The sequence below is a fragment of the uncultured Bradyrhizobium sp. genome (assembly GCF_936943645.1).
GTDB lineage: Bacteria > Pseudomonadota > Alphaproteobacteria > Rhizobiales > Xanthobacteraceae > Bradyrhizobium.
This window is the reverse complement of record NZ_CAKZJO010000038.1, coordinates 12081-31807: the sequence shown is the minus strand read 5'-3', so window position 1 is coordinate 31807 and position 19727 is coordinate 12081. Positions and strand designations below refer to the sequence as shown.

General features: G+C 60.7%; 17 protein-coding genes. 11 read left to right on the top strand and 6 right to left on the bottom strand.

Annotated features, from left to right (window positions below; all coding sequences use genetic code 11):
• The first annotated feature begins 58 nt into the window (after positions 1-58).
• The 3 genes from Q0743_RS04165 (at position 59) to Q0743_RS04155 (ending at position 2983) form a co-directional block, all read left to right on the top strand.
• A complete protein-coding gene (locus Q0743_RS04165) occupies positions 59-1822 on the top strand; it encodes an MOSC and FAD-binding oxidoreductase domain-containing protein (protein ID WP_298240324.1) in 1764 nt (587 codons plus the stop codon).
• Positions 1823-1852: 30 nt separating this feature from the next.
• Positions 1853-2284 carry a VOC family protein gene (locus Q0743_RS04160; protein WP_298240323.1) on the top strand — a complete coding sequence of 144 codons (432 nt, stop codon included), beginning with the start codon at positions 1853-1855 and terminating at the stop codon, positions 2282-2284.
• Between the two features lie 381 nt (positions 2285-2665).
• Positions 2666-2983 (top strand): hypothetical protein, encoded by a 318-nt coding sequence (locus tag Q0743_RS04155; protein ID WP_298240322.1) that lies wholly within the window; start codon positions 2666-2668, stop codon positions 2981-2983.
• Between the two features lie 14 nt (positions 2984-2997).
• On the opposite strand, the gene Q0743_RS04150 is transcribed toward Q0743_RS04155, so the two are convergent.
• Positions 2998-4005 (bottom strand): AraC family transcriptional regulator, encoded by a 1008-nt coding sequence (locus Q0743_RS04150; protein ID WP_298240321.1) that lies wholly within the window; start codon positions 4003-4005, stop codon positions 2998-3000.
• Positions 4006-4132: 127 nt separating this feature from the next.
• Here Q0743_RS04150 and Q0743_RS04145 point away from each other — a divergent pair, with 127 nt between their 5' ends.
• The 5 genes from Q0743_RS04145 (at position 4133) to Q0743_RS04125 (ending at position 7905) form a co-directional block, all read left to right on the top strand.
• Positions 4133-4669 carry a carboxymuconolactone decarboxylase family protein gene (locus Q0743_RS04145; protein WP_298240320.1) on the top strand — a complete coding sequence of 179 codons (537 nt, stop codon included), beginning with the start codon at positions 4133-4135 and terminating at the stop codon, positions 4667-4669.
• 43 nt (positions 4670-4712) lie between these two features.
• On the top strand, positions 4713-5225 hold the full coding sequence (locus tag Q0743_RS04140; protein ID WP_298240319.1) for a DUF417 family protein: 513 nt from the start codon (positions 4713-4715) through the stop codon (positions 5223-5225).
• Between the two features lie 350 nt (positions 5226-5575).
• Positions 5576-6286, top strand: coding sequence for an SDR family oxidoreductase (locus Q0743_RS04135; protein ID WP_298240318.1), 711 nt, complete (start codon positions 5576-5578; stop codon positions 6284-6286).
• Positions 6287-6392: 106 nt separating this feature from the next.
• Positions 6393-6926 carry a DUF417 family protein gene (locus tag Q0743_RS04130; RefSeq protein ID WP_158671076.1) on the top strand — a complete coding sequence of 178 codons (534 nt, stop codon included), beginning with the start codon at positions 6393-6395 and terminating at the stop codon, positions 6924-6926.
• Positions 6927-7017: 91 nt separating this feature from the next.
• Positions 7018-7905, top strand: coding sequence for a haloalkane dehalogenase (locus Q0743_RS04125; protein ID WP_298240317.1), 888 nt, complete (start codon positions 7018-7020; stop codon positions 7903-7905).
• A 267-nt stretch (positions 7906-8172) separates the two neighbouring features.
• On the opposite strand, the gene Q0743_RS04120 is transcribed toward Q0743_RS04125, so the two are convergent.
• From Q0743_RS04120 to Q0743_RS04100, 5 genes are all read right to left on the bottom strand, one after another.
• On the bottom strand, positions 8173-9753 hold the full coding sequence (locus tag Q0743_RS04120) for an OprO/OprP family phosphate-selective porin (RefSeq protein ID WP_298240316.1): 1581 nt from the start codon (positions 9751-9753) through the stop codon (positions 8173-8175).
• A gap of 200 nt (positions 9754-9953) precedes the next feature.
• Positions 9954-10778: a haloacid dehalogenase type II gene (locus tag Q0743_RS04115; protein ID WP_298240315.1), complete on the bottom strand. Its 825-nt coding sequence runs from the start codon at positions 10776-10778 to the stop codon at positions 9954-9956.
• A 62-nt stretch (positions 10779-10840) separates the two neighbouring features.
• A complete protein-coding gene (locus Q0743_RS04110; protein WP_298240314.1) occupies positions 10841-12187 on the bottom strand; it encodes a cytochrome c in 1347 nt (448 codons plus the stop codon).
• The gene (locus Q0743_RS04105; protein WP_298240313.1) at positions 12184-13953 is read right to left on the bottom strand and encodes a GMC family oxidoreductase; all 1770 of its coding nucleotides are present in this window, start codon (positions 13951-13953) and stop codon (positions 12184-12186) included. Before Q0743_RS04105 ends, Q0743_RS04110 begins: the two co-directional genes overlap by 4 nt.
• A 2-nt stretch (positions 13954-13955) precedes the next feature.
• Entirely contained in the window at positions 13956-14729 is a 774-nt protein-coding gene (locus Q0743_RS04100) for a gluconate 2-dehydrogenase subunit 3 family protein (protein ID WP_298240312.1), read from the bottom strand.
• Positions 14730-15545: 816 nt separating this feature from the next.
• Between Q0743_RS04100 and Q0743_RS04095 the strand changes: the two genes are divergently transcribed.
• The 3 genes from Q0743_RS04095 to Q0743_RS04085 all read left to right on the top strand — a co-directional run bounded on the left by Q0743_RS04095 (position 15546) and on the right by Q0743_RS04085 (position 19694).
• Positions 15546-15848 carry a hypothetical protein gene (locus tag Q0743_RS04095; RefSeq protein WP_298240311.1) on the top strand — a complete coding sequence of 101 codons (303 nt, stop codon included), beginning with the start codon at positions 15546-15548 and terminating at the stop codon, positions 15846-15848.
• A 681-nt stretch (positions 15849-16529) separates the two neighbouring features.
• Entirely contained in the window at positions 16530-16760 is a 231-nt protein-coding gene (locus tag Q0743_RS04090) for a hypothetical protein (protein WP_298240310.1), read from the top strand.
• Positions 16761-16928: 168 nt separating this feature from the next.
• Positions 16929-19694 (top strand): DUF2235 domain-containing protein, encoded by a 2766-nt coding sequence (locus Q0743_RS04085; protein ID WP_298240309.1) that lies wholly within the window; start codon positions 16929-16931, stop codon positions 19692-19694.
• The last annotated feature ends 33 nt before the right edge of the window (positions 19695-19727 follow it).

The window sequence follows — 19727 nt, the reverse complement described above, 5'->3', positions numbered from 1 at the left end:
AACCCAGTCCACGGCTCATAAGCGGCAAGAAGAACTGCTCGCCAACAGAGAGCTGCATATGGCGCATCTTGTGTCAGTAAACGTTGGGCTTCCGCGCGAAATCGCGTGGAAGGGCCGCACGATACGCACGGGCATTTGGAAAACCCCTGTGCGCGGTCGCTGTCGGGTTGGCCGGCTCAATCTAGAGGGAGATGGGCAAGGCGACCTTAGCGGGCACGGCGGTGAGCAGCGGGCAATCTTCGTCTACCAAATCGAGTCATACCGCTACTGGCAGATGCAACTGGGCCGTACCGACTTCGTACATGGACAATTCGGCGAAAATTTCACCATCGCAGGGCTACCCGACGATAGCGTTTGCATAGGCGATCGCTATCGAATTGGCAGCGCCGTCTTCGAGGTCACTCAACCGCGCGTCACCTGCTACCGCGTCGGCATCCGGACCAACGAGCCGAAGATGCCTGCCCTTCTGACATCCAGTGGACGGCCGGGATTCTATTTCCGTGTCCTGAGTGAAGGCGAAGTTGGGGTCGGCGATCAAATCGTGCAGGTTGGTGAAGCGTCCGAACGGATGACCGTCGCCGAAATCAGCGCGCTGCTCTACTCTCCAGATCACCCGCGTGATCGGCTGGAGCGGGCATTGAGGATCGAGGCACTTTCGCCGGGATGGCGCTCGTCGTTTGAAGCATTGCTTCAGAGCCAAATGGCAGGTGCGGGAGGGAGCGGCAATGCAGGTCTTGCTCCGGCGACCGCTGCTAGTTCGACCGCGCCTGGATTTTCTTCGCTCTTGGTTGCGGCGATCGATCGGGAGACCGTGGACGTCCTCTCTCTTTCCCTTCAGCATCCGCATCGCGAGCCGTTGCCTCTGCCGCTCCCCGGCCAATACGTGGTCGTGCGCCTTCCGCGCGCCGATGGCCCGCCGCTCGTTCGCAGCTATTCGCTCTCCGGTCCTCGATCGACCGAGAGCTATCGGATCAGTGTGAAGATCGAGCCGAATGGAGCCGCTGGAGACTATCTGAAGAGGGTCCTCCAGACCGGCGATGTTCTCGAAGTCAGCTTCCCCCGCGGAGGCTTCATCCTGCAATCCCGAGAGCGGCCAGTCGTGCTCCTCAGCGCGGGCATCGGGGCAACGCCCGTTCTCGCAATGTTACACGCGCTTGCAGCGACCCACTCCGCCCGGCAGGTATTCTGGCTCCATGCCGCGCGCGACGGGCAGCATCATCCATTCGCCGGCGAAGTCCGCCGGCTCGTGCTTGCCCTTGCCCGGGGCCACAGCTTTATCTGCTACAGCAGACCGGCTCCGCGCGACAGGCTCGGCGAAGATTTCGATGCGCCAGGCCGATTGTCGCAATCGACATTCAAGGAGATCGGAATCCCGCACGAAGCGGATGTCTACCTCTGTGGGCCGGCCCGTTTCATGGCAGACATGAAGCAGGCGCTTGCAACGTTCGGCATAGTGCCCGATCGGATTCATGTCGAAGTCTTCAATGGCGGCGAGCCATTGATGCCTGGGATCGTCAACGCAGTTCCCCGAGCTCCTCATCTGCCCAGTGATGCCCGCGGCGGTGGTCCATTAATATCCTTCGCGCGAAGCGGCATCGCTGTCCATTGGAAGCCGTCCTCTTACGGGAGCCTTCTGGATCTGGCCGAAGCGTGTGACGTCCCGGTCCGCTGGTCATGCAGGACTGGCGTTTGCCACAACTGCGAAAGCGGCCTGATTTCAGGCGCAGTGGCCTATGATCCACTTCCGCTCGACATGCCGGCCGACGGCAATCTCCTGATTTGCTGCTCACAGCCTATACGAGACGTCGTCATCGATTTGTAGGTCACAGGCGATGCAATCAATGAGGCCCTCATGAAGTTCTCGGTCGAAGTGATCACCGTTCCCGTGAGAGATGTCGATCGGGCACTGAGATTCTATGTCGATCAGGTCGGCTTTGCCCTCGACGTCGATTACCGCCCCAACGACGCATTCCGCGTCGTGCAGCTCACGCCTCCTGGCTCGAACTGCTCGATCCAGATTGGTAAGGGGATCACCGACGCGCCCGTCGGCTCGCTCCGTGGCACTTGTCTCGTCGTCACGGATCTGGAGACCGCGCACCGCCACCTGCTGGGGCGCGGCGTCCAGGTCAGCGATATCAGGCACAAGACGCCGACCGGCGCATGGGACGGTGGCTTCGCGCCGGGCCTGGATCCCGCGCGCGGGGACTACGCCAGTTTCGCTGATTTTTTGGACCCGGACGGCAACGGCTGGGTGCTCCAGGAACGGGGCTACCGCGCGGCTTGAGGCGTGCGTCGCTGGACATCGTCATTCCATGTAGGCGACCGCTCCGGCCCACCCCAACGAGCCTCCGCCCGCAGCACGAAGAGCATCTGGCCTGGAAGACTGGCCGTGTCGACCGGAGCGGCCCTCTGAGCTGGCCGGCTTTCGTCCGACCGAATCGGTCATCTGCGAGTACCCCCGATCTACCTGCTACGCTGGCCTCACATTCGATCACTGCCGCAATAAGGCCGTGTCAACACCGGGCGGAGCAGTCCAGCTCCACCAATGGCTATGAGACGAACGAGCACATCTTAGAGATCGCCCGGCATTCGGTCTTTGGCGTGCATGACTATCGTAGCTCCCACGGAGCCGCTCATCACGAGCCTCCACCAAGGGAGTTCCGCCATGACCCAGATGTCGATCCAAGCACGTTCGAGCCACCCTGTCCTTGCAGGAATTCTTCTCGTCGCCTTGCTGTCCCCCGCATATGCATCCGATCGGAGCACCTCTCTCGACGCCCTCCACGGGCTGCAGGGACGCGCAGCCGAGCAGCTGGCTTCGGTCGAATTGACATCGCATCGGCCGTGGCTCGCGCCGGTTGGCCATCACCAGCCGAGGCGCGACGACGCACCTCATTCAGGCACTTTGTCAGCGTTGGAACGTGAGCAGCAACAGCGCGATCAGATACTGGACCGCAAGCTGATCATCTGCCGCGGATGTTGAGGTGGCCAACCATCTCAAGCACCTGCTGAGGTGCTTCCAATATCCGACGTCACCTCTGCGCTCTTCGTCAGCTCCAGTTCGTCAGCCGTCGCCGATGTTTGCGCTGCCTTTCGCCATTGCGCAGGCGTGATCCCCATGTGGCTCTTGAAAGCCCGCTGGAATGCTGCCTCGGACAGATATCCGGCCGCTTCCGCCACCGCTCCCGTCGAGATCGACGATCTCCTCAATTCGTTCGCTGCCAATGTCATGCGGATGTCGGTCAGCAGATCGCTTGGGGAACGACCAAGCTTCTCCTGAAACTGGCGCGCGAGTGTGGCACGCGACATGTTGGCGAGCTGTGCGAACTCCGGAAGCGTCCATGCGCGCGCCGGCTCGTTGAACATTGCGGCGACCACTGGCGCCAGGCGAGGATGTCCCGCGAGCGCAAGCAGTCCCCGAGACATATCCCCGGTCTCGCTGGCAAGGCGCAACACGAGCGCGAACATCGCAGTCGACAGCGCATTCAACATCGCGCGGCCTCCCAGTCGATCACTTGCCGTTTCGCCGCGCATCAAGGCAACGAGGCCCGCGAGTTGCCCCGCAGTCCCCTGCTCTCCATCCGTCGCGCCGGCGCTGACGACCAGCACCGGCGGCAGATAATTTCGTAGCAACCTGTCGTGCGGCGGGGCGATCGAGAAGTGCCCGCACAACAGATCGAGTCGCTGGTCGGAGCCGGGATTCTCGCTGATCATGAAATTGAGCGACGCGCGGTTGCGCACCGTCAGCGGCGCGGCGCCGCTGCCATCATGCATGATGTGCCGCGGGTTGCCCGGAAGCAGCACGATGTCGCCAGCCTTGAGGTGCAGCGGCCGGCCACTGGCCGGATCGTCCAGCACCGCCGAGCCTGCCAAAACGGCATGGTACGGGATCTCATTGACATTGCCCGGCCCCTGCTCGATCCGCCAAGGCGCCCCATAGGAGCAACGCAGGTCCAAACGGCCGTGGACTGGCATCATCTCGAACAGCCGGCTCAACCAATCCATCCAAACCCCTCACGACATCCAATTGAGACGAACAAGCATATATTTGCGCCGTATTGGCATTCAATATCTCATCTTGGGACCCCATTGTCACTCCGCAATCATTCACCGGCCAACAAGGAGTGCCACCATGTCCCGCCTTTCCATCCCGAACCTCGACGCTGACGCCGGCCCGTCTGGCCAGCTCTACGCCCAAATCAAGAAGGCCATCGGCAGCGTGCCGAATACGTTCGCGGCCATTGCCGCCCATGGCCCTGCGGCACTCAAGGCCGTCCTCGCTGCCGATACGGTCTTGGCGTCCGGCAGCCTGAGCAAGTCCGACAGGGAGATCATCAAGCTCATCATCAGCGAAGCCGCCGGCTGTGACTACTGTGTCGCCGCCCACAGCCATCTCGGGTCGCTCGTCGGCGTTACGCAGGAAGTGCTGAAGCAGGTGCGCGACGGTAAGCCCACGGGCGATGCCCGGCGTGACGCGTTGGTCACGTTCGTGCGCAAGCTCGCGCGCACCAGCGGCACCATCAGCGACCAGGACTATCTCGCGATCAAGGCCGCTGGCTACAGCGATGCGCAGCTCGTCGAGATCAGCCTTGCCTTTGCAACCACCGTCTTCACCAACGTCTTCAATCGTATCAACGATACCGAGATCGACTTTCCGGCAGTGGCGTAGCGCAACTGTAGCGCATCGTCATCTCGAATCAGGAATCAGGATCATGACTACGCTTGCCAATACCAAATTCGCCCAAAGCCCCGTTCTTCGCATCCTGCATGGATCCGGCTTACTCGCTGTGGATCTCGATTATCACATCGTTCGCGCCTCCATGGTGATCATGTTCTTCTTCTTCGGCTACCAGAAATGGTTTCCGTATGAATTCGAGAGACTGGTCCCGTTCATCGGCAACGGGCCGCTGATCTGGTGGCTTTATCCCGTGTTCGGCCACGCGGGCGCCAGCTACTTCCTGGGCGTGTCGGAATGGACGTTTGGCGCGCTGCTGCTCGCAGGCTTCTGGAGCAAGCGCCTTGGTGTTCTCGGGGCACTCGGCTCGACCGGCACGTTCGTCGCAACTGTCACCATCATTCCTTTCATGCCGGAGGGCTGGGATATTGCGGCAGGAGGCTTTCCAGCGATGACCGGCAATGTGCCTTTCCTGATGAAGGACGTCGTCCTGCTCGCAGTCTCCTTCTACCTGTTGAGACAAGATCTGGTTCGACTGGCACGTCGATAGCCATCGCGCCGACCCTGATCCGTCACCGGCGAGCACGCTGGCTCGCCGGTGAGGCACGAAGCTCGTGTCGAGATCACCGCTTCCAGCGAAGCTCCGCGGTGGCCGGTGTTCGAGCAACCCATACTTCAGTATGCGTTACTGCATCATAATCGCTAGGTTGTGAGCCGCCGTTTCAAGGGGCACCGTGCGACAAGGCACTGCATTCGACGAGACCTTCGGCGAGCCAAGATCCAACCGGGAGGGTTCTCGCGTTCCGTTGAGTTGCGAATCGGAAGCGCCATGGTCTCGCGTTGGGGCACGCCGTCAAAATATCTGCCGCCCAAGGACAGCACAACCAGACGAGGCGTACCATGAACACGGGTCAGAAGGTTGTCGTCGTCACTGGAGCTTCGGGAGGCCTGGGCGAGGCAATCGTCGATGGGTATCGAAGCCGCAATTATTGCATTGTCGCGACTTCTCGGTCGATTGCACCGTCCCGCGATCCGAACTGCCTGGCAATTCGCGCCGATATCGCAGATCCGGAAACCGGACGACGCGTCATCGAATCCGCTCTCGAGCGGTTCGGACGTGTCGACACGCTGATCAATAATGCCGGCATCTTCATCCCTGGACCGTTCGAGAATTACACCGAGCAAAACTACAGAGACGTTCTCGCGACCAATCTGAACGGCTTCTTCTTCATCACCCAGCATGCCATCAAGGTGATGATGCAGCAGAAGAGCGGGCACGTCGTCCAGATCACCACGACCCTGGTCGAATACGCCAACTCGAATGTTCCTGCCGTTCTGGCATCGTTAACCAAGGGCGGCCTCGCAGCTGCGACGCGCGGTCTCGCAATCGAATACGCCACCCGCGGCATTCGGGTAAATGCTGTAGCTCCCGGCATGATCAAGACGCCGCTTCACGCTCCCGAGACATACGAAGCCGTGGCGTCGCTGCACCCTCTCAAGCGCATGGGTGAACCCGAGGATGTCGCGCAAGCGATCCTCTACTTGGAAGATGCGAAATTCGTAACCGGAGAAACCATTCACGTCGATGGTGGCCAAATCGCAGGTCATTGACTGCGAGCGCCACTGCATTTGGCGATCGCATCCTCCGACCTATCCCCTGGTGCCGCACCATCATGGCGCGGTTCCTCATTCATTCGTCAACAGGAGAAAACACGCCATGAACTTCATCATCGACACGCTCGGCCGTTCAGTGCTGCTACGGCGCGATCTCGATTACCATCTGCTCCGCACATCGATGGTGATCATCTTCGCGTGGTTCGGATATGACAAATGGTTCGATTCCGAGATCAGAGGTCTCGTGCCATTGATCACCCACGGCCCATTTATCTTCTGGACGATCCCGGTCCTGGGTATCGGCGGCACGAGTGTTCTTCTCGGAGCTTCAGAATGGACTTTTGGTTCGCTATTGCTCCTGGGATTTTGGAATAAGAAGCTGGGCGTGCTTGGCGCCCTCGGTTCTTGCTGCACCTTCATTGCAACCGTTACGATTTTCCCGTTCGCGCCAGACGCCTGGGATGCCGGCGCCGGAGGGTTCCCGGCCATGGGAATGGTCGCAGCTTTCCTCCTGAAGGATCTCGTCTTGCTGACCGTCTCTGTTTATCTGCTGAAGCAGGATGTCGAGCGGGTTATCGCGGCGCGCGACAAAACGACATTGTCCCGAGGGCGTAGCGTCCTGTCCGCTACGAGCTAAGAAGTTCGAATCAAGATCCCTCCCGACATCGTAACAACGATGACGACATGCATCGACCGATTTGGAACACGATGAGAAAAAGGACAATCGCATGATATCCGCAGCATTTCCGTATGTGAAAAAGCGACAGCGGGTTCTGAATCGGGAGATGGCTTATGTGGAGGTTGGAGAGGGCGATCCCATCTTGCTGCTACACGGCAATCCAACCTCCTCGTACCTCTGGCGCAACGTATTGCCACATGTCGAGCCGCTTGGCCGCTGCATTGCTCCCGACCTCATTGGCATGGGCGATTCAGACAAATTGCCCGACAGCGGCCCGAACTCGTATCGCTTCGTTGAGCACCGCCGTTACCTTGATGCCTTGCTCGACGCTCTGGATGTGCGCGAGCGTGTCACCCTGGTTCTTCATGACTGGGGCTCTGCTCTCGGCTTCGACTGGGCCAACCGCCATCGGGAATCGGTGAGGGGAATTGCATTCATGGAGGCGATCGTAGCGCCCCAAGGCGACGATCATTGGGACAAGATGGGCATGCGCTCGGCCCTGGAGGCCCTTCGTTCGGATGCCGGCGAAACGATGGTCCTGCAGAACAATTATTTCATCGAGCAAATCCTGCCGAACGCCATCATCCGGAAGCTCTCGGCTGAGGAAATGGCGCACTACCGAAGGCCGTTCCTGGAGCCTGGGGAGGGACGACGTCCAACATTGACCTGGCCCCGGCAGATACCGATCGAGGGTGATCCAGCCGATGTGGTCGCGATCGCCACTGATTATGCGAACTGGCTGGGGACGACCGATGTACCGAAACTCTTCCTGAAGGCAGAGCCGGGTGCCATTCTTGACAATCATAGACTGGTCAACCTCGTGCGCAGTTGGCCGGCTGTGACTGAGCGGAGCGTGGCGGGAATCCATTTCGTTCAGGAGGACTCGCCCGACGAGATCGGACACGCGATTGTCGACTGGATGAACACGCTCGCCTAGCTAAGGAGAGCCACGGTGCTCCGAGGATTGGCGATCAAGAGCAATTCATCTATTTGTTGATCGGCGCCTCGGATCAATCCCAACCGTAGCGGCACGCGGTCGGTCCGCGACCAAGGCGTTGAGCGGCCTGGTCGCGCAACGCCTTGGCGGCAATATTATGGGCGCCAAAGGACTCCCGCGTGCGCAGGAGACTGAGGTAGGAAACACGGCGAGCCCTATCAGCTGACACAGTCTCGGCCGGTACCGATGAACCTCGTGCCCACTTCATTAGAATGCGAGCTGGGTACGCATTGCTACCGCGTCAAACGTCGCGCCCCGATCTGCCGTCGAAGTCGGCGATTGTTGCCTGGCGACGTCGCCGTGCAGATAGTCCAGCATGAGACGAAGATTGCCGTTGATGTACCAGTTCAAGGCCGCCGTATAGACGGTCTGCCGACCACCTGCGACCCCGGTTGCGGTCGCCAGCCCGTCGTTGAGATCGATTGTTGAGACGCGACCCGCGACTTCCCAGGCGCCCCAGCCGCCGCTCCGCATTGAGAACGGATCCGCCGGCTTGATGCCGTTGTATGAGCCGGTCGATGCATTGTAGGTGCGGGCCTCGCCGGTCAACACGTAACTTGCCTGGGCATAACCACCTTGAAAATGCAAACTCGGAGCACCGATCGGTGGCAGTCCCGTCGATGCGCCGCGATCGACATTGTACCAGTAGTACTCGCCCTGGAAGTAGAGCGACCCATAGCTCGCAGCCGCTTCCGCACCGTAGACCTGTGCACCCGAGGCGTTGGCAATTGCGCCGGTCGAAATCAGCGCCGTTGGATCGATCCGAAGTTCGGGACGGTCACTGAACGAAACCGTCTGCGCGTTGGTCACGAGATTGCGCGACGGCTGAACGAGCCACTCGGCATTGGCGCCAAGGTGTAAGGAGTAGTTGTTGCCGCTGATGAGCTGGCCCGCAACGCGCGCCACCGCACCGAACTGCTCGGTGGCCCCCGCAGGCGCGACGCTCGAGGCCGAATGGATGGAACCTGTGGTCGGACCGGTCACATAGCCACCGGCCCAGAATGAGTCGTTCCACCAGCGTGTGCCGAAAGTCGAACGAAAATCGCCGGCGGCCACGTTGACCGCGATGACCTGGGCTGATGAGCGTTCCATAAACGTGATGTCGTTCGAGCTGGTGGCCTCGTCGATCGTCCAGGGGATGTCCATAATGCCGCCTTCGATTGCCATCTTGCCTCCGAACGGCTTGAGCCCCGTGTAGCTCAGGTAGGCATTCTCCAACCCCGAGAGCCCCCCGCCGGGAAGAGATCCCGCCGCCGCGCCGCCGAAGCCATCTGACGAACCACCGAAGTCATAGACCAGGGCAAAATTCCAGTCGCCGAAGAACTTGCCCGCGAGACCGATGCGCGCACGGCGGACATTCTCGCCGGAATTCAGTCGCTGCGGGGAGGTCGCCGCGGTATTGGGATGATAATCGTAGCCACCGACGTCCCAGTGGACGCGGCCCGTGATACCGACACAGTTCTCGCCGTCGTCGGTGCAGATGGTCGGTCGGTTGTTCGGCATCGACACGAGCGCGCCCGCCGCCAGCGGCGGCGCTTTCGCTCCGTTAGAGGTCGTTAACGCGGCTCTTGCTTGTGAATTTGCCGCAACCTTTGACTTTGTGGCCCCCGCTGCGCTCCCCTGTTGCAGCTTGTCGAGCCTTTGTTCGAGCAAATGCAGTTGCCGCTTCAAGGAAGATATCTCAGCACTGGTCTGGCCCGCGCCGGCCGCGCGCGCTGAATGGAGTGAAGCCGACGTGAGCGTCGTCGCCGCGAGCATCGCAGTGGAGAAGAACCTACTGATTTTCATTTTTGGCTCCCAACAGGGTATGGCTCAAGACATCATCCGAGGATGGCGAGGACGCACCACATCGACGATCGGGCTTGGCCCACGAAACGCAAGCTTCGCGGAGCCCCGTCTATCCCTTTGCGGACTTTAGACCGGTGCCAGGATTGACCGGCTTAGCGATGGGCGGCACGATTGCTCCACGGCCTTCACTGGCCTTGTTCCTAGCTTCGCCACAACCGGATGGCTTGGGCCGCAACGCCAGGCAAATCGGGCGCAACGATTTGGGGCTGAGGAAGCTGATCCACGAGAAGCGGCGCGTTCCCGGAACGGGTGATCAAGGCACCCGAGTAGCCGACGCTCTGCGCCCCGATCGTGTCCCAGACATGAGCTGCGACCATGCAGAGCGAGGATGGCGCAACGTTGAGTTCTTCGGCCACGAGATGATAGCCTTGAGCAGCCGGCTTGAACCTGCGGACCCGATCTACACTGAACGATCTCTCAAACCATTCAGAAAGACCCGCGTGCTTGAGGGGACTGGCCTTTTGGTCGGGCGGGGAATTCGTGAAGCTCACCAGACGGAAGCCCGCATCCTTCAGCCGCTTCAATCCCGCGAGAACGTCGGGATGAGCAGGCATCGTCAGCATTCGCGTGCGAAGATCGTCGATATCCGACGCAGTGACCTTGGCGCCATGAATCGTGCCAAGCATCTTCAGGATGCCCTGACCTAGATCAAAGAAGGTAACGTAGGGACCCGACAACGTTACTGCGTCGGAGTAGAGAATAAGCTGGTTGAACCATTCGCGCATGACCTTGCGGTCATTGAACACTCTTTCGAAAACAGGGCTGATGTACTCGATATCGAGAAGTGTTTCGTTGACATCAAACACGAGGATCGACGGCGCGTCGGACGTGTCTCGAGCCGCAGCGGCATTCGCAGGCCCCGTATGACCCAGTAGTTTCGCAGTGACACCGCCCACTGCTGCCGTACCTAGTCCCGACAGGAGCTTACGACGATCCATCGGCGTGGGGGCTTCGTTCTGCATCATGGTCTGTTCCATCTGGTTTGACTGACTTCAGCTTCCGTGCGCCGCAAACTGCGGTCTTCCCATCAATCTTGATCGCCTGAATTGTCGGTTCGCCTCGACTCCTGAAGCTTCAGCTGCTTGCGCAGGACGGCAACGTCGTCCGGGTCGATTGCGGAAGCTCGATTGCCCCAATTGTTCCGGACAAAGGTCGCAACATCCGCGATCTCCCGATCGGAGAGCTTCCACGAAAACGCGGGCATGCTCAGAGGCGAGGGGCGGCTCGGTGTGGCTGCAATGCTCGTCCCCGCCAGGATCAGTTGCTCCAGGCCAGTGGCATCAAGTTGTTGCACCATGGCGTTCTTGCCGAGAGGCGGAAATAGTCCCGGCTGCCCCTTGCCGCTCTCCAAATGGCATGATGCGCAGGCATCCGAATAGATCTCGCGCCCGCGAGAAAGCGATGCCGCATCCACCAGCACTGTGGGAGATTTAGAAGGACTTCCCGGAAGATCCTTGAGATACACCGCGATGGCTGCGCGATCCGCATCGGTCAGGAGCGATGTGGAATAGGTTACGACATCGGCCATTGCGCCTCCCGCTCCCGCGTGAGCGTTGCGGCCAGTCTTCAGATATTCGGCGATATCCGCCTCGCTCCAGGCACCAAGCCCCGTACGAACGTTGCCGGTCAGATCCGGGGCGGTCCAGTTGTCGACAACGGCACCCTTGAACTCCTGACCGGCTCGATCGGCGCCGAACGCGTTCTTCGGGGTATGGCAGGCACCGCAGTGGCCGGGCCCGTTCACCAGATACGCGCCCCTGTTCCAGGCTTTCGATTTTTCAGAGACCGGCGCGGCCTGATCATTCTTGAGGAACAACAGGTTCCAGCCGGCAACGAGGCTCCGGTAGCCGAGGGGAAAGATCAACTCGTTTGCCGGCGGCGTATAGCGGACCGGCGCTGTCGTCTTGATGTAGGCAAGCAGTGCATCGTCGTCCGCACGGCTCATGTTGCGAAACCACGGGTAAGGAAAAGCCGGGTAAAGGTTCTCACCATTCACCCCATGACCATCGTGCATGGCGCGATAGAACTGGTCTGGCGTCCACCGCCCGATGCCGGTTTCCAGATCCGGAGTGATGTTGGACGAATAAATAATTCCGAATGGGGTTTTAAGTCCGAGTCCGCCGGACAGCGGCTCACCGCCTTTGCGCATATGACACGACACGCAATCGCCGGCACGCATCAGGTCCTGTCCGTGGCGCAGCTTCTCGGCATCTGCGCCATCGGGGATCTGCGCGGTTAGAACCGCGAGAGCCGTGACCGCTGGCGAGCGATGCCGGGGCAGTGCCGACGTCTGACCTTCAGCCCAACCGATCGCAGCGAGTGCTGCGACACCGAGGCCCAAGGCGGTGGTCATGAAGTACAGTGAGCGCTTCATGCGTGCACCATAGGACCAGGGGCCTTCAGATAGCGCGCTATGATATGTTGAGCAGCGTGATAGGTAAGCGCTGCGACAGTCGCTGTCGGATTGTAGCCGGGGTTCTGCGGGAAGGCGCCGGCGCCCATCGAGAATACATTCGGCACGTCCCACGACTGCAGATACTTGTTGATGACGCTGTTCTGCGGATTGTCGCCCATGATGGCGCCGCCCGTGTTGTGCGTTGTTTGATAGGGAACAACGCTCCAGGATCCTTTCCGACGATTTTCCTTGATCTCCCGGGGATTCATTGCTCGCGCAATCTCTGCCGTCCTGTCGGTGAGGTAGTTCGACATCTTCAAATCGTTTTCGTTGAAGTCGAACGTCATCCGAAGCATCGGCCGGCCGAATACGTCACGGTAGGTCGGATCGAGATCCAGGTAGTTGCCACGCGAGCTCATGCTTGAGCCGTGGATGCTTAGATTGAACGAACGCAGATAGTTTTTCGCGGCGGAATGCTTCCACTCCAGGCCCCAAGCCGGCGTACCCTTCGGCGTGTACATCATTTCGATGGGACGCCCGCCGGTGACCATGCCGGCGATATAGGCACCACCGATGAAGCCCAGGCCCGAGTGATCGAAGTTGTCGCCGTTGAAATCGTCGACCACCGTCGCCAGCGCACCGGCGCCAATGAACGGATTGATGATCTTGTCGTCGAAGAAGACATTCACAGACGACATTGTCTGGTAGGCGTAATTCTTGCCTACCAGGCCCTCGCCTGTTCTGGGGTCGTATGGCTGCCCAATGCCGGACAACAGTAGGAGCCGTACGTTGTGCAGGATATACGCTCCCAAGAAGACCATCTCGGCCGGCTGGAAGAACTCCTCGCCCGCGCTGTTCACATAGGTAACGCCAGTCGCTCTCTTCTTGTCTGGCGTAAGCTCGATCCTGAGCACCTCGCACTCCGTGCGGAGCTCGAAATTCGACTTCCGCATCAGATATGGAAGCACCGTCGTTTGGGGGCTCGCTTTCGAATAATTTCCGCAGCCGAACTTCTCGCAAAAGCCGCAATAGGTGCATTTCCCCAACTGGCAGCCCAGCGGGTTCACGTAGGATTGGCTGAGGTTGCCTCCGGGATGCGGGAAGGGATGACGGCCGAGCGAGGCTGCAGCTTGGCCGAACAGAGTAGGGCCGTAAGTCTGCTTCATTGGCGGAGTGGGATATTCGTCCGAACGGGCCCCCTCGAATGGGTTGCCCCCGGGCTGAATTTGTCCCCTCAGATTTCCTGCCTTGCCGCTGGTGCCACATAGCTTGTCGAACGCATCGTAATGAAGCTCAAGCTCATCGTAGGTCACACCCCAGTCCTGCACGGTCAGGTCGTAGTCTGTGACCGCGTTCCTGCCATAGCGCTCCTGGTTGTGGCTCTTTGTCCGAAAGTCGCTCGGAAGAAAGCGCCATATCTGGCCGTTCCAGTGCACGCCACCTGAACCGACGCCCGTTCCGAGCAGGAATGAACCCAGATGGCGCATCGGCAGCGCTTCCTGGCTCAGATTGTTTCGAATGGTGAGAGTGTCATCCGAAACGTTCTGGAACAGGTGGTGGCGCCACATGTAACGCAGCTCATCCTGCGCGAAGCCCGTAGCAAATTCGGTGGGCGTATCTCGCCAGGGGCCGCGCTCGAGTCCGAGCACATTCAAACCTGCATCGCAAAGTTGTTGGCTCATGATCGCGCCGGTCCAGCCAAACCCGACCATGACCGCATCAACGGGCTTCAGAGTGGTAGCCATGCTCAGGCCTCCCGCCAGCCAGGACGGCCCTTGAATGCCACCGGCGGATAGGGCACGCGCTCCCCATGCCGCTCCACCCACTCGCTATAGTCGTAGTGCGCACCAGGAAAGCCGATCATCTTCCAGGCGGCCATATCCTTGTTGCCGCCATAGATCGGATCGGAGAAATAGCCCTCCTTGGTATTTTGGAGGAGCATCGCAAAAAATATGCGCGCATTGACTCCGCCATCAAGCGCGATGCTGCCGTCCTCGAGCCCCTTCAGAACACGATCCCTGTCGCTTCCGCTGAGTTGAGCGAAGGAAGCTCTGTTGAATTGTTCGGACGTATGGCTGTTGATCGCCTTGATCGCAGCTCGATACAGTTGCGCCGGCGAGAAGCGTAGCTGATAGCCCTGCTCCGGGGCACCTTCCTTCCAAGGTCCGCCGAGATAGTAGTGGTCGCCGCGCCCAAACGGGCCCGCCAACTGCCGATCCAAGAAGAACGGCACATTTGCTTCGACTGCACCTGGTCCAACAGCATCCGGCGGGATCAGTCGGTCGACGGCCGCCTCGACAAATTCCCGCTCTTCAGCTGTAAAGAATTTGTAGTCGGTGCCGCGAACCTCAGGTGGCGAATCGGCTGCGCCCTCTTGAACGGGCATCGATCCACGATAAGAGCGAGGGGGTGCCCCCAGTTCGCCATCCCGTATTGTAGCTGCCGCTGCCGTAGCTGCTCCAATCATTGCGCCGCCCAGGACAAAGGACCGGCGCGCGAATCCGGGAGTCTGTTTTGTCATTCGCCATCTCCGCGACTGGCCGCGTCTCGCGTTGAAAGACAACGACAACCAGCCAATACAATTGATGGCGAAACATTGGGATCGGCCTCGACAGCTTGTCAACGAAGCCTATGTTGACCCACGTCGATTGCAGCAAGTTTCGCAAAGGCACGCACATTTAGAGACGATTGCGGTCGTTGTTGCATCCATCGACGTTACGGATCCCGAAGTCTAACGAAGACATAATCAGATATAGCAGCTTGGTGGGCGGTCACGTATGAAGCAATTGTGTGCGCGCGCTTAGCAAGATATCGGTGTCGAAATAAGAACCCATTGAGCTGGCTGTCGGCAATGGGCCGATCTCATTCTAGTTCTGGTTCGCTGCAATCGAATCGTAAAGGCACTTTGTTCGAGGCGCTCGCCGAGCCTTAGAATGGCCTGCCAGGAAGTTTGGTCAGCACCGGGCTCGATTCCCGTCGGGACAACTGTCGCGACGGAACGGCATGGGCATGGCCGCTACTGTGAGCCTGCTGAAAATTTCTTTATCTGTTAATGGCGCGGCCACTTGCTGGTATTTGTGCTGGTATCAGCAGCAATTGACGATGAAATTGACTTCAAATTCAATTGCTTACGGTACTAAGCGATTACCGGCCAGGGGCACCACGCTTCGCCCTTCGGGCTTCGCGTGGCGCAGCCCCGCTAAACCGAAGGGCGAAGCGCGTCCGGCGTAGCCTCTTGGCGAAGACGGACCGGCTCAGCAAGCTCTGCTCTCCCTTCCCATCCCCGCATCCCCCCTGTATAAACCGGTAGCTTCTTCCGTTATTCGAAGGAGCAGATATGAACGACCTGCACGCGTGGCTTTCGCAACAGCACCACGGTTTGCGGACCTTCCAGACCTTTCAGCACAAGCTCGAGGCGCTCGGCCGGCGCGATCCCGCCCAGCGTGGGCTGTGCCGCCTGCTCAGCGGTATCGTCGGCAGCTATGTCGAGGCCTTTGACGAGGCCCCGCTTCCGGTCGAGACCGCCGACGGCGCCTATCGTCGCCTGCTGACATTGGTCGAAAGCCTCGATCTGCACGGAGATGCCGCGCGCCGCCTCGCCGACATCAACCGCGTGGCGACCTGCGAACTGTGGCAGTGATCGGCAGGATCGGCGGGCACGCCCCACGATTTCAAGCAACTGGACATGCTTCCGCGCTCTCGCGGCGCCTGACGCCCGAGTCCTGTGCTTCTCTTGACGCCCTCTCCTAAGCAAGGGCGCAGGGAAGGCCGGGCGCCGGCTGGCACCCGCGGTCCGCTGTGCGCAAATTGCGCGAAAACAGATGCACAGCGGCATACAGGGCAGCCCGGGACATCCCGGCCTTTCCCCGCGCGATGGTTTGACGGCTTATGGCGTGCTCTCCCCGGGGAGCGATGCACTATTGCCCCCGTCGTCTTGCGGATGCTCGGTGCACGCCCGGTTGGGCCGCTTCACCACCGCAAGCCTTGACGCACAGACCCCGGGCGTCAGGACGACACGCTTTTGCCGTACGCGGACCGCACCGGTCGTGTGCGCGCTGCTCAATTGCTCACGGGCCAAACCCGCCCTGCGATTGCTGGCGCGCCGATGCACTCCACGTCCACCGCCACCCCGCCCGCGTATCGTGACGATCGCGAAACGCCCCTTTTCCTTGGGCCGGGATGACGGAGAGATACGACATTTCCGAATTTCGGTCAAGCAGAATTTAGGCTTATGGCACGGCCGGCGCGTCCCGAGGCATTCGACTTCGCCCCACCACTCCCTATATCCTGTGGCAACCGATGTGATGCAGTGGACAGCTTGATGGCCAGGAGACGCACGACGGACACGGACGCCGACGACCTTCCCCGCTATTTCGTCTGGGTCCGGGGGCTCGAAGGCCCCGAGCCGCAGAAATGGACGGCGATGGATTTCGGCATCGGTGACTGGAAGCGGCCGCTTGTGCTGGCCTATCTGGAGCTGCCGGCGGACGAGCGGCGTCTGTCGCTGTCGATGCTGGCCCGGCGCTATCCGCCGCCGCGGGTGGACGTCTAAACCGCCTCGGCGCACCATTCAGCCCGAGGCTGACGCGATCCCGCTTGCTACCTCGACGGGATTGAGTGCAGAATACACCTGCTTTTCATGACGCAGCGATTTTTACACCTCGGGAAGTCCAGCCCGGCTTGAGCCTGACGCTTTCCCGGTCGAGTTGCCGGAGGGCCCATGACGCATCATGATATCGGCCGCAATTCCGAGTCTCCCGAGCCGCAACGGGCGTCCAGTGCCGCGAATGCCCGCGGAAATGCGGCTGCCGGCCAATCAAATCGCAAGCTGGTGCTGTTTGCCGACGGCACCGGCAATGCGTTCACCACCCAGGAATCCAGCGTCTGGCGTCTCTACGAGGCGCTCGACCACACCCAGCCGGACCAGATCGCCTACTACATCAAAGGCGTCGGCACAGCCGGCTGGGCGCCACTTGCCGCGCTGGACGGCGCCACCGGCATCGGTGTGCCCTCCAACGTCCGCAAGCTCTATCGTTTCCTGTGCTGGAACTGGCGACCGGGCGACGAGATCTACATCTTCGGCTTCAGCCGCGGCGCCTTCACCGTGCGCACACTGGCTGCGCTGATCGCAAGTCAGGGCCTCGTGCCCGCGGAGATCGAGAACGTACCGGTCTCGCATGCCGAGATGGAGCGCAACGCCATGGCGGCGTGGCGGGCCTATCGCAAGAAGTCGGTCGGCTATTGGAGCCTTCCGACGATCTGGTTTGCACGCTGGATTCGCGACCTGCTGCTTCTCCTCTATCATTTCATCTGCGGTCACCGCTCCTATTGCACGGTCCGCAAGGCCATGGCGGGCCGGAGGAACGTCAAGATCGAATTTCTCGGACTGTTCGACACGGTCGAGGCATTCGGCGTTCCGCTCGAGGAGCTGCGCGTCGCGATCGACTGGTCCGTCTGGCCGATCTCGTTTCGCAACCACGAGCTCTCGCACGCAGTGAAGCGCGCCTACCACGCGCTGGCGCTGGACGATGAACGCACCACCTTCCATCCGTTACGGATCGACCAGAGAAATCTGAAACGGACGCATCAGGTCGTCAAGGAAGTGTGGTTTGCCGGCGTGCATTCCGACATCGGCGGCGGCTATCCGGAATCGACGCTGTCCTTCGTTCCACTGGTCTGGATGGTCGACCAGCTCGACGGCAAATTGCGTTTCCAGGACGGCACGATCGAGCGGTTCCGCGACCGGCAATCGGCGCTCGGCCCCCGGCACGATTCGCGCAGCGGCGCGGCGGTGTTCTACCGCTACGATCCGCGCCCGATCCTGGAAAGCAAGGCCAACGGCGGCACGCCGGTGGTTCACTTCTCGGCGGTCGAGCGGATGCTGTTCGGATGCGACGACTACGCACCAATCATGCTTCCCGCGAACGCGCGCGTGCTGATGCCGGACGGAAGCATCCAGGAGCTCACCGACGACTCCACGCACAAGGCAATGCAAGACGCCTATCTTGAAAAGAAGGGCCCGGCAGGCGAGGCGGACGCCGACGCATTCACCGCAATGGCAACGCCCAACGACGAGATGGTCAAACTCGCGCACGGCGCCGTGTGGTGGCGACGCGTGGCCTATTTCTCTCTGCTCGTCATGGCGGGCGTGATCGTGGCCTGGCCGTGGATCGCGCGCAAGATCGTCGAATTGTCGGTGAATAACGGCCTGCGCGATACGCTCCTGCTGCGGATCGTCACCGACATCGACTGGGGCCTCGGTGCCGTGATCGGGTCCATCGCCAACCTGCTCAGGAACGTAATGCCGTCCTATGCCGGACCTTGGCTCGACATCGCGCTCTACTATCCCACGCTGACCTTGATCGTCGTACTCCTGACGCGGGGCGTCTGGCGTGTGAACGCCCGGCTGCGCGACGGCATCCAGGAGCGCGCGCGGCTCGCCTGGTACCGACCGGATCGCAAGGCGAGCCTGAAGAACCTCGGCAGGCTGAACCTGTTGATCAGATTCGGCGGCTTCATGCAGGGGAACGCCTGGTGGATACACGTCCCGTTCGCCAAATTCATCATACCGGTCGTCGCCATCATCGCGATCTACGGCTTGGCGCTCCTGATCGGCTCGAGCAGCTTCTTCACCTGGCGCCTCGCAACGGGGCAGGTCTGCGAGAGCCCGGAAACAAGAGCGAAAAGCGGGACAGGAGCAAAGGCGTCGGCGAATATCGCGCCGACGATTCCGGTCGGTGACAACGCCGTCCAGGCGACCGAATTGTTCAAGGTCGACCAGTTCTGCTGGGCAAGCAGGCTCTCGGTCGAGAAGGGCCGCAAATACCGCGTCTGGATCGACATGGAGGACCCCTGGTTCGACCGCACGATCATGACCGGCGTCAACGGATTCCAGACCTACGAAACACATCACTACGCCGCCCTGCCGTTTCGGCGGCTGTTCGGTGCGGACTGGTTCCAGCCGCTGGTGCGCGTCGGCGAGAAGGGCTTGAACGATCAACCGCTGCAAGCCGTGAACACGATGTCCGCCGACGAGCTGCCGCGCAGGATGAATCCGTTTCTCGCTGCCGAAAAGGACAATGACAAGTCGAAGAACAGATTTCCCGTGCACGTGGAAGATGCAACGGAGCTGCCGGATCCCCTCGACACGGAGAAGCTGAAGAAGCTCAGAAGCGACGTGGCGGGGATGGGCACGTTCGATGCGCTCCCGGACAGCGATACGGCCCGCAAGGTCTGGGACACGCAGAAACTGGCAAAGCGGATGGTCGCCGAATTCGTGGCGCCCGACTCCGGCGAGCTGTTCTTCCACGTCAACGACGCGGTGCAGATCCTGCCGGGATTCCTGCAGTGGGTATTCCCGGCGAGATACGCGGACTTTTTCGGACCGGACGATCAATACTACAAGAACAACAGTGGCACGGCGCGGATTACCGTCCAGCGGCTGCCGGCACCCGGCACGCCGGCGTCCTCGCCGGCGAACAAATAGCATGACCGGCGCGGTGGGCCGCGTTACGAAAGG

Bases quoted from the DNA above. Each gene is read 5' to 3' on its own strand.
- Q0743_RS04145 (WP_298240320.1), top strand. From the start codon at position 4,133: ATGTCCCGCCTTTCCATCCCGAACCTCGACGCTGACGCCGGCCCGTCT.
- Q0743_RS04140 (WP_298240319.1), top strand. From the start codon at position 4,713: ATGACTACGCTTGCCAATACCAAATTCGCCCAAAGCCCCGTTCTTCGC.
- Q0743_RS04130 (WP_158671076.1), top strand. From the start codon at position 6,393: ATGAACTTCATCATCGACACGCTCGGCCGTTCAGTGCTGCTACGGCGC.
- Q0743_RS04160 (WP_298240323.1), top strand. From the start codon at position 1,853: ATGAAGTTCTCGGTCGAAGTGATCACCGTTCCCGTGAGAGATGTCGAT.
- Q0743_RS04165 (WP_298240324.1), top strand. From the start codon at position 59: ATGGCGCATCTTGTGTCAGTAAACGTTGGGCTTCCGCGCGAAATCGCG.
- Q0743_RS04120 (WP_298240316.1), bottom strand. From the start codon at position 9,753: ATGAAAATCAGTAGGTTCTTCTCCACTGCGATGCTCGCGGCGACGACG.
- Q0743_RS04100 (WP_298240312.1), bottom strand. From the start codon at position 14,729: ATGACAAAACAGACTCCCGGATTCGCGCGCCGGTCCTTTGTCCTGGGC.
- Q0743_RS04090 (WP_298240310.1), top strand. From the start codon at position 16,530: ATGGCCAGGAGACGCACGACGGACACGGACGCCGACGACCTTCCCCGC.
- Q0743_RS04115 (WP_298240315.1), bottom strand. From the start codon at position 10,778: ATGATGCAGAACGAAGCCCCCACGCCGATGGATCGTCGTAAGCTCCTG.
- Q0743_RS04135 (WP_298240318.1), top strand. From the start codon at position 5,576: ATGAACACGGGTCAGAAGGTTGTCGTCGTCACTGGAGCTTCGGGAGGC.
- Q0743_RS04125 (WP_298240317.1), top strand. From the start codon at position 7,018: ATGATATCCGCAGCATTTCCGTATGTGAAAAAGCGACAGCGGGTTCTG.
- Q0743_RS04095 (WP_298240311.1), top strand. From the start codon at position 15,546: ATGAACGACCTGCACGCGTGGCTTTCGCAACAGCACCACGGTTTGCGG.
- Q0743_RS04105 (WP_298240313.1), bottom strand. From the start codon at position 13,953: ATGGCTACCACTCTGAAGCCCGTTGATGCGGTCATGGTCGGGTTTGGC.
- Q0743_RS04085 (WP_298240309.1), top strand. From the start codon at position 16,929: ATGACGCATCATGATATCGGCCGCAATTCCGAGTCTCCCGAGCCGCAA.
- Q0743_RS04150 (WP_298240321.1), bottom strand. From the start codon at position 4,005: ATGGATTGGTTGAGCCGGCTGTTCGAGATGATGCCAGTCCACGGCCGT.
- Q0743_RS04110 (WP_298240314.1), bottom strand. From the start codon at position 12,187: ATGAAGCGCTCACTGTACTTCATGACCACCGCCTTGGGCCTCGGTGTC.
- Q0743_RS04155 (WP_298240322.1), top strand. From the start codon at position 2,666: ATGACCCAGATGTCGATCCAAGCACGTTCGAGCCACCCTGTCCTTGCA.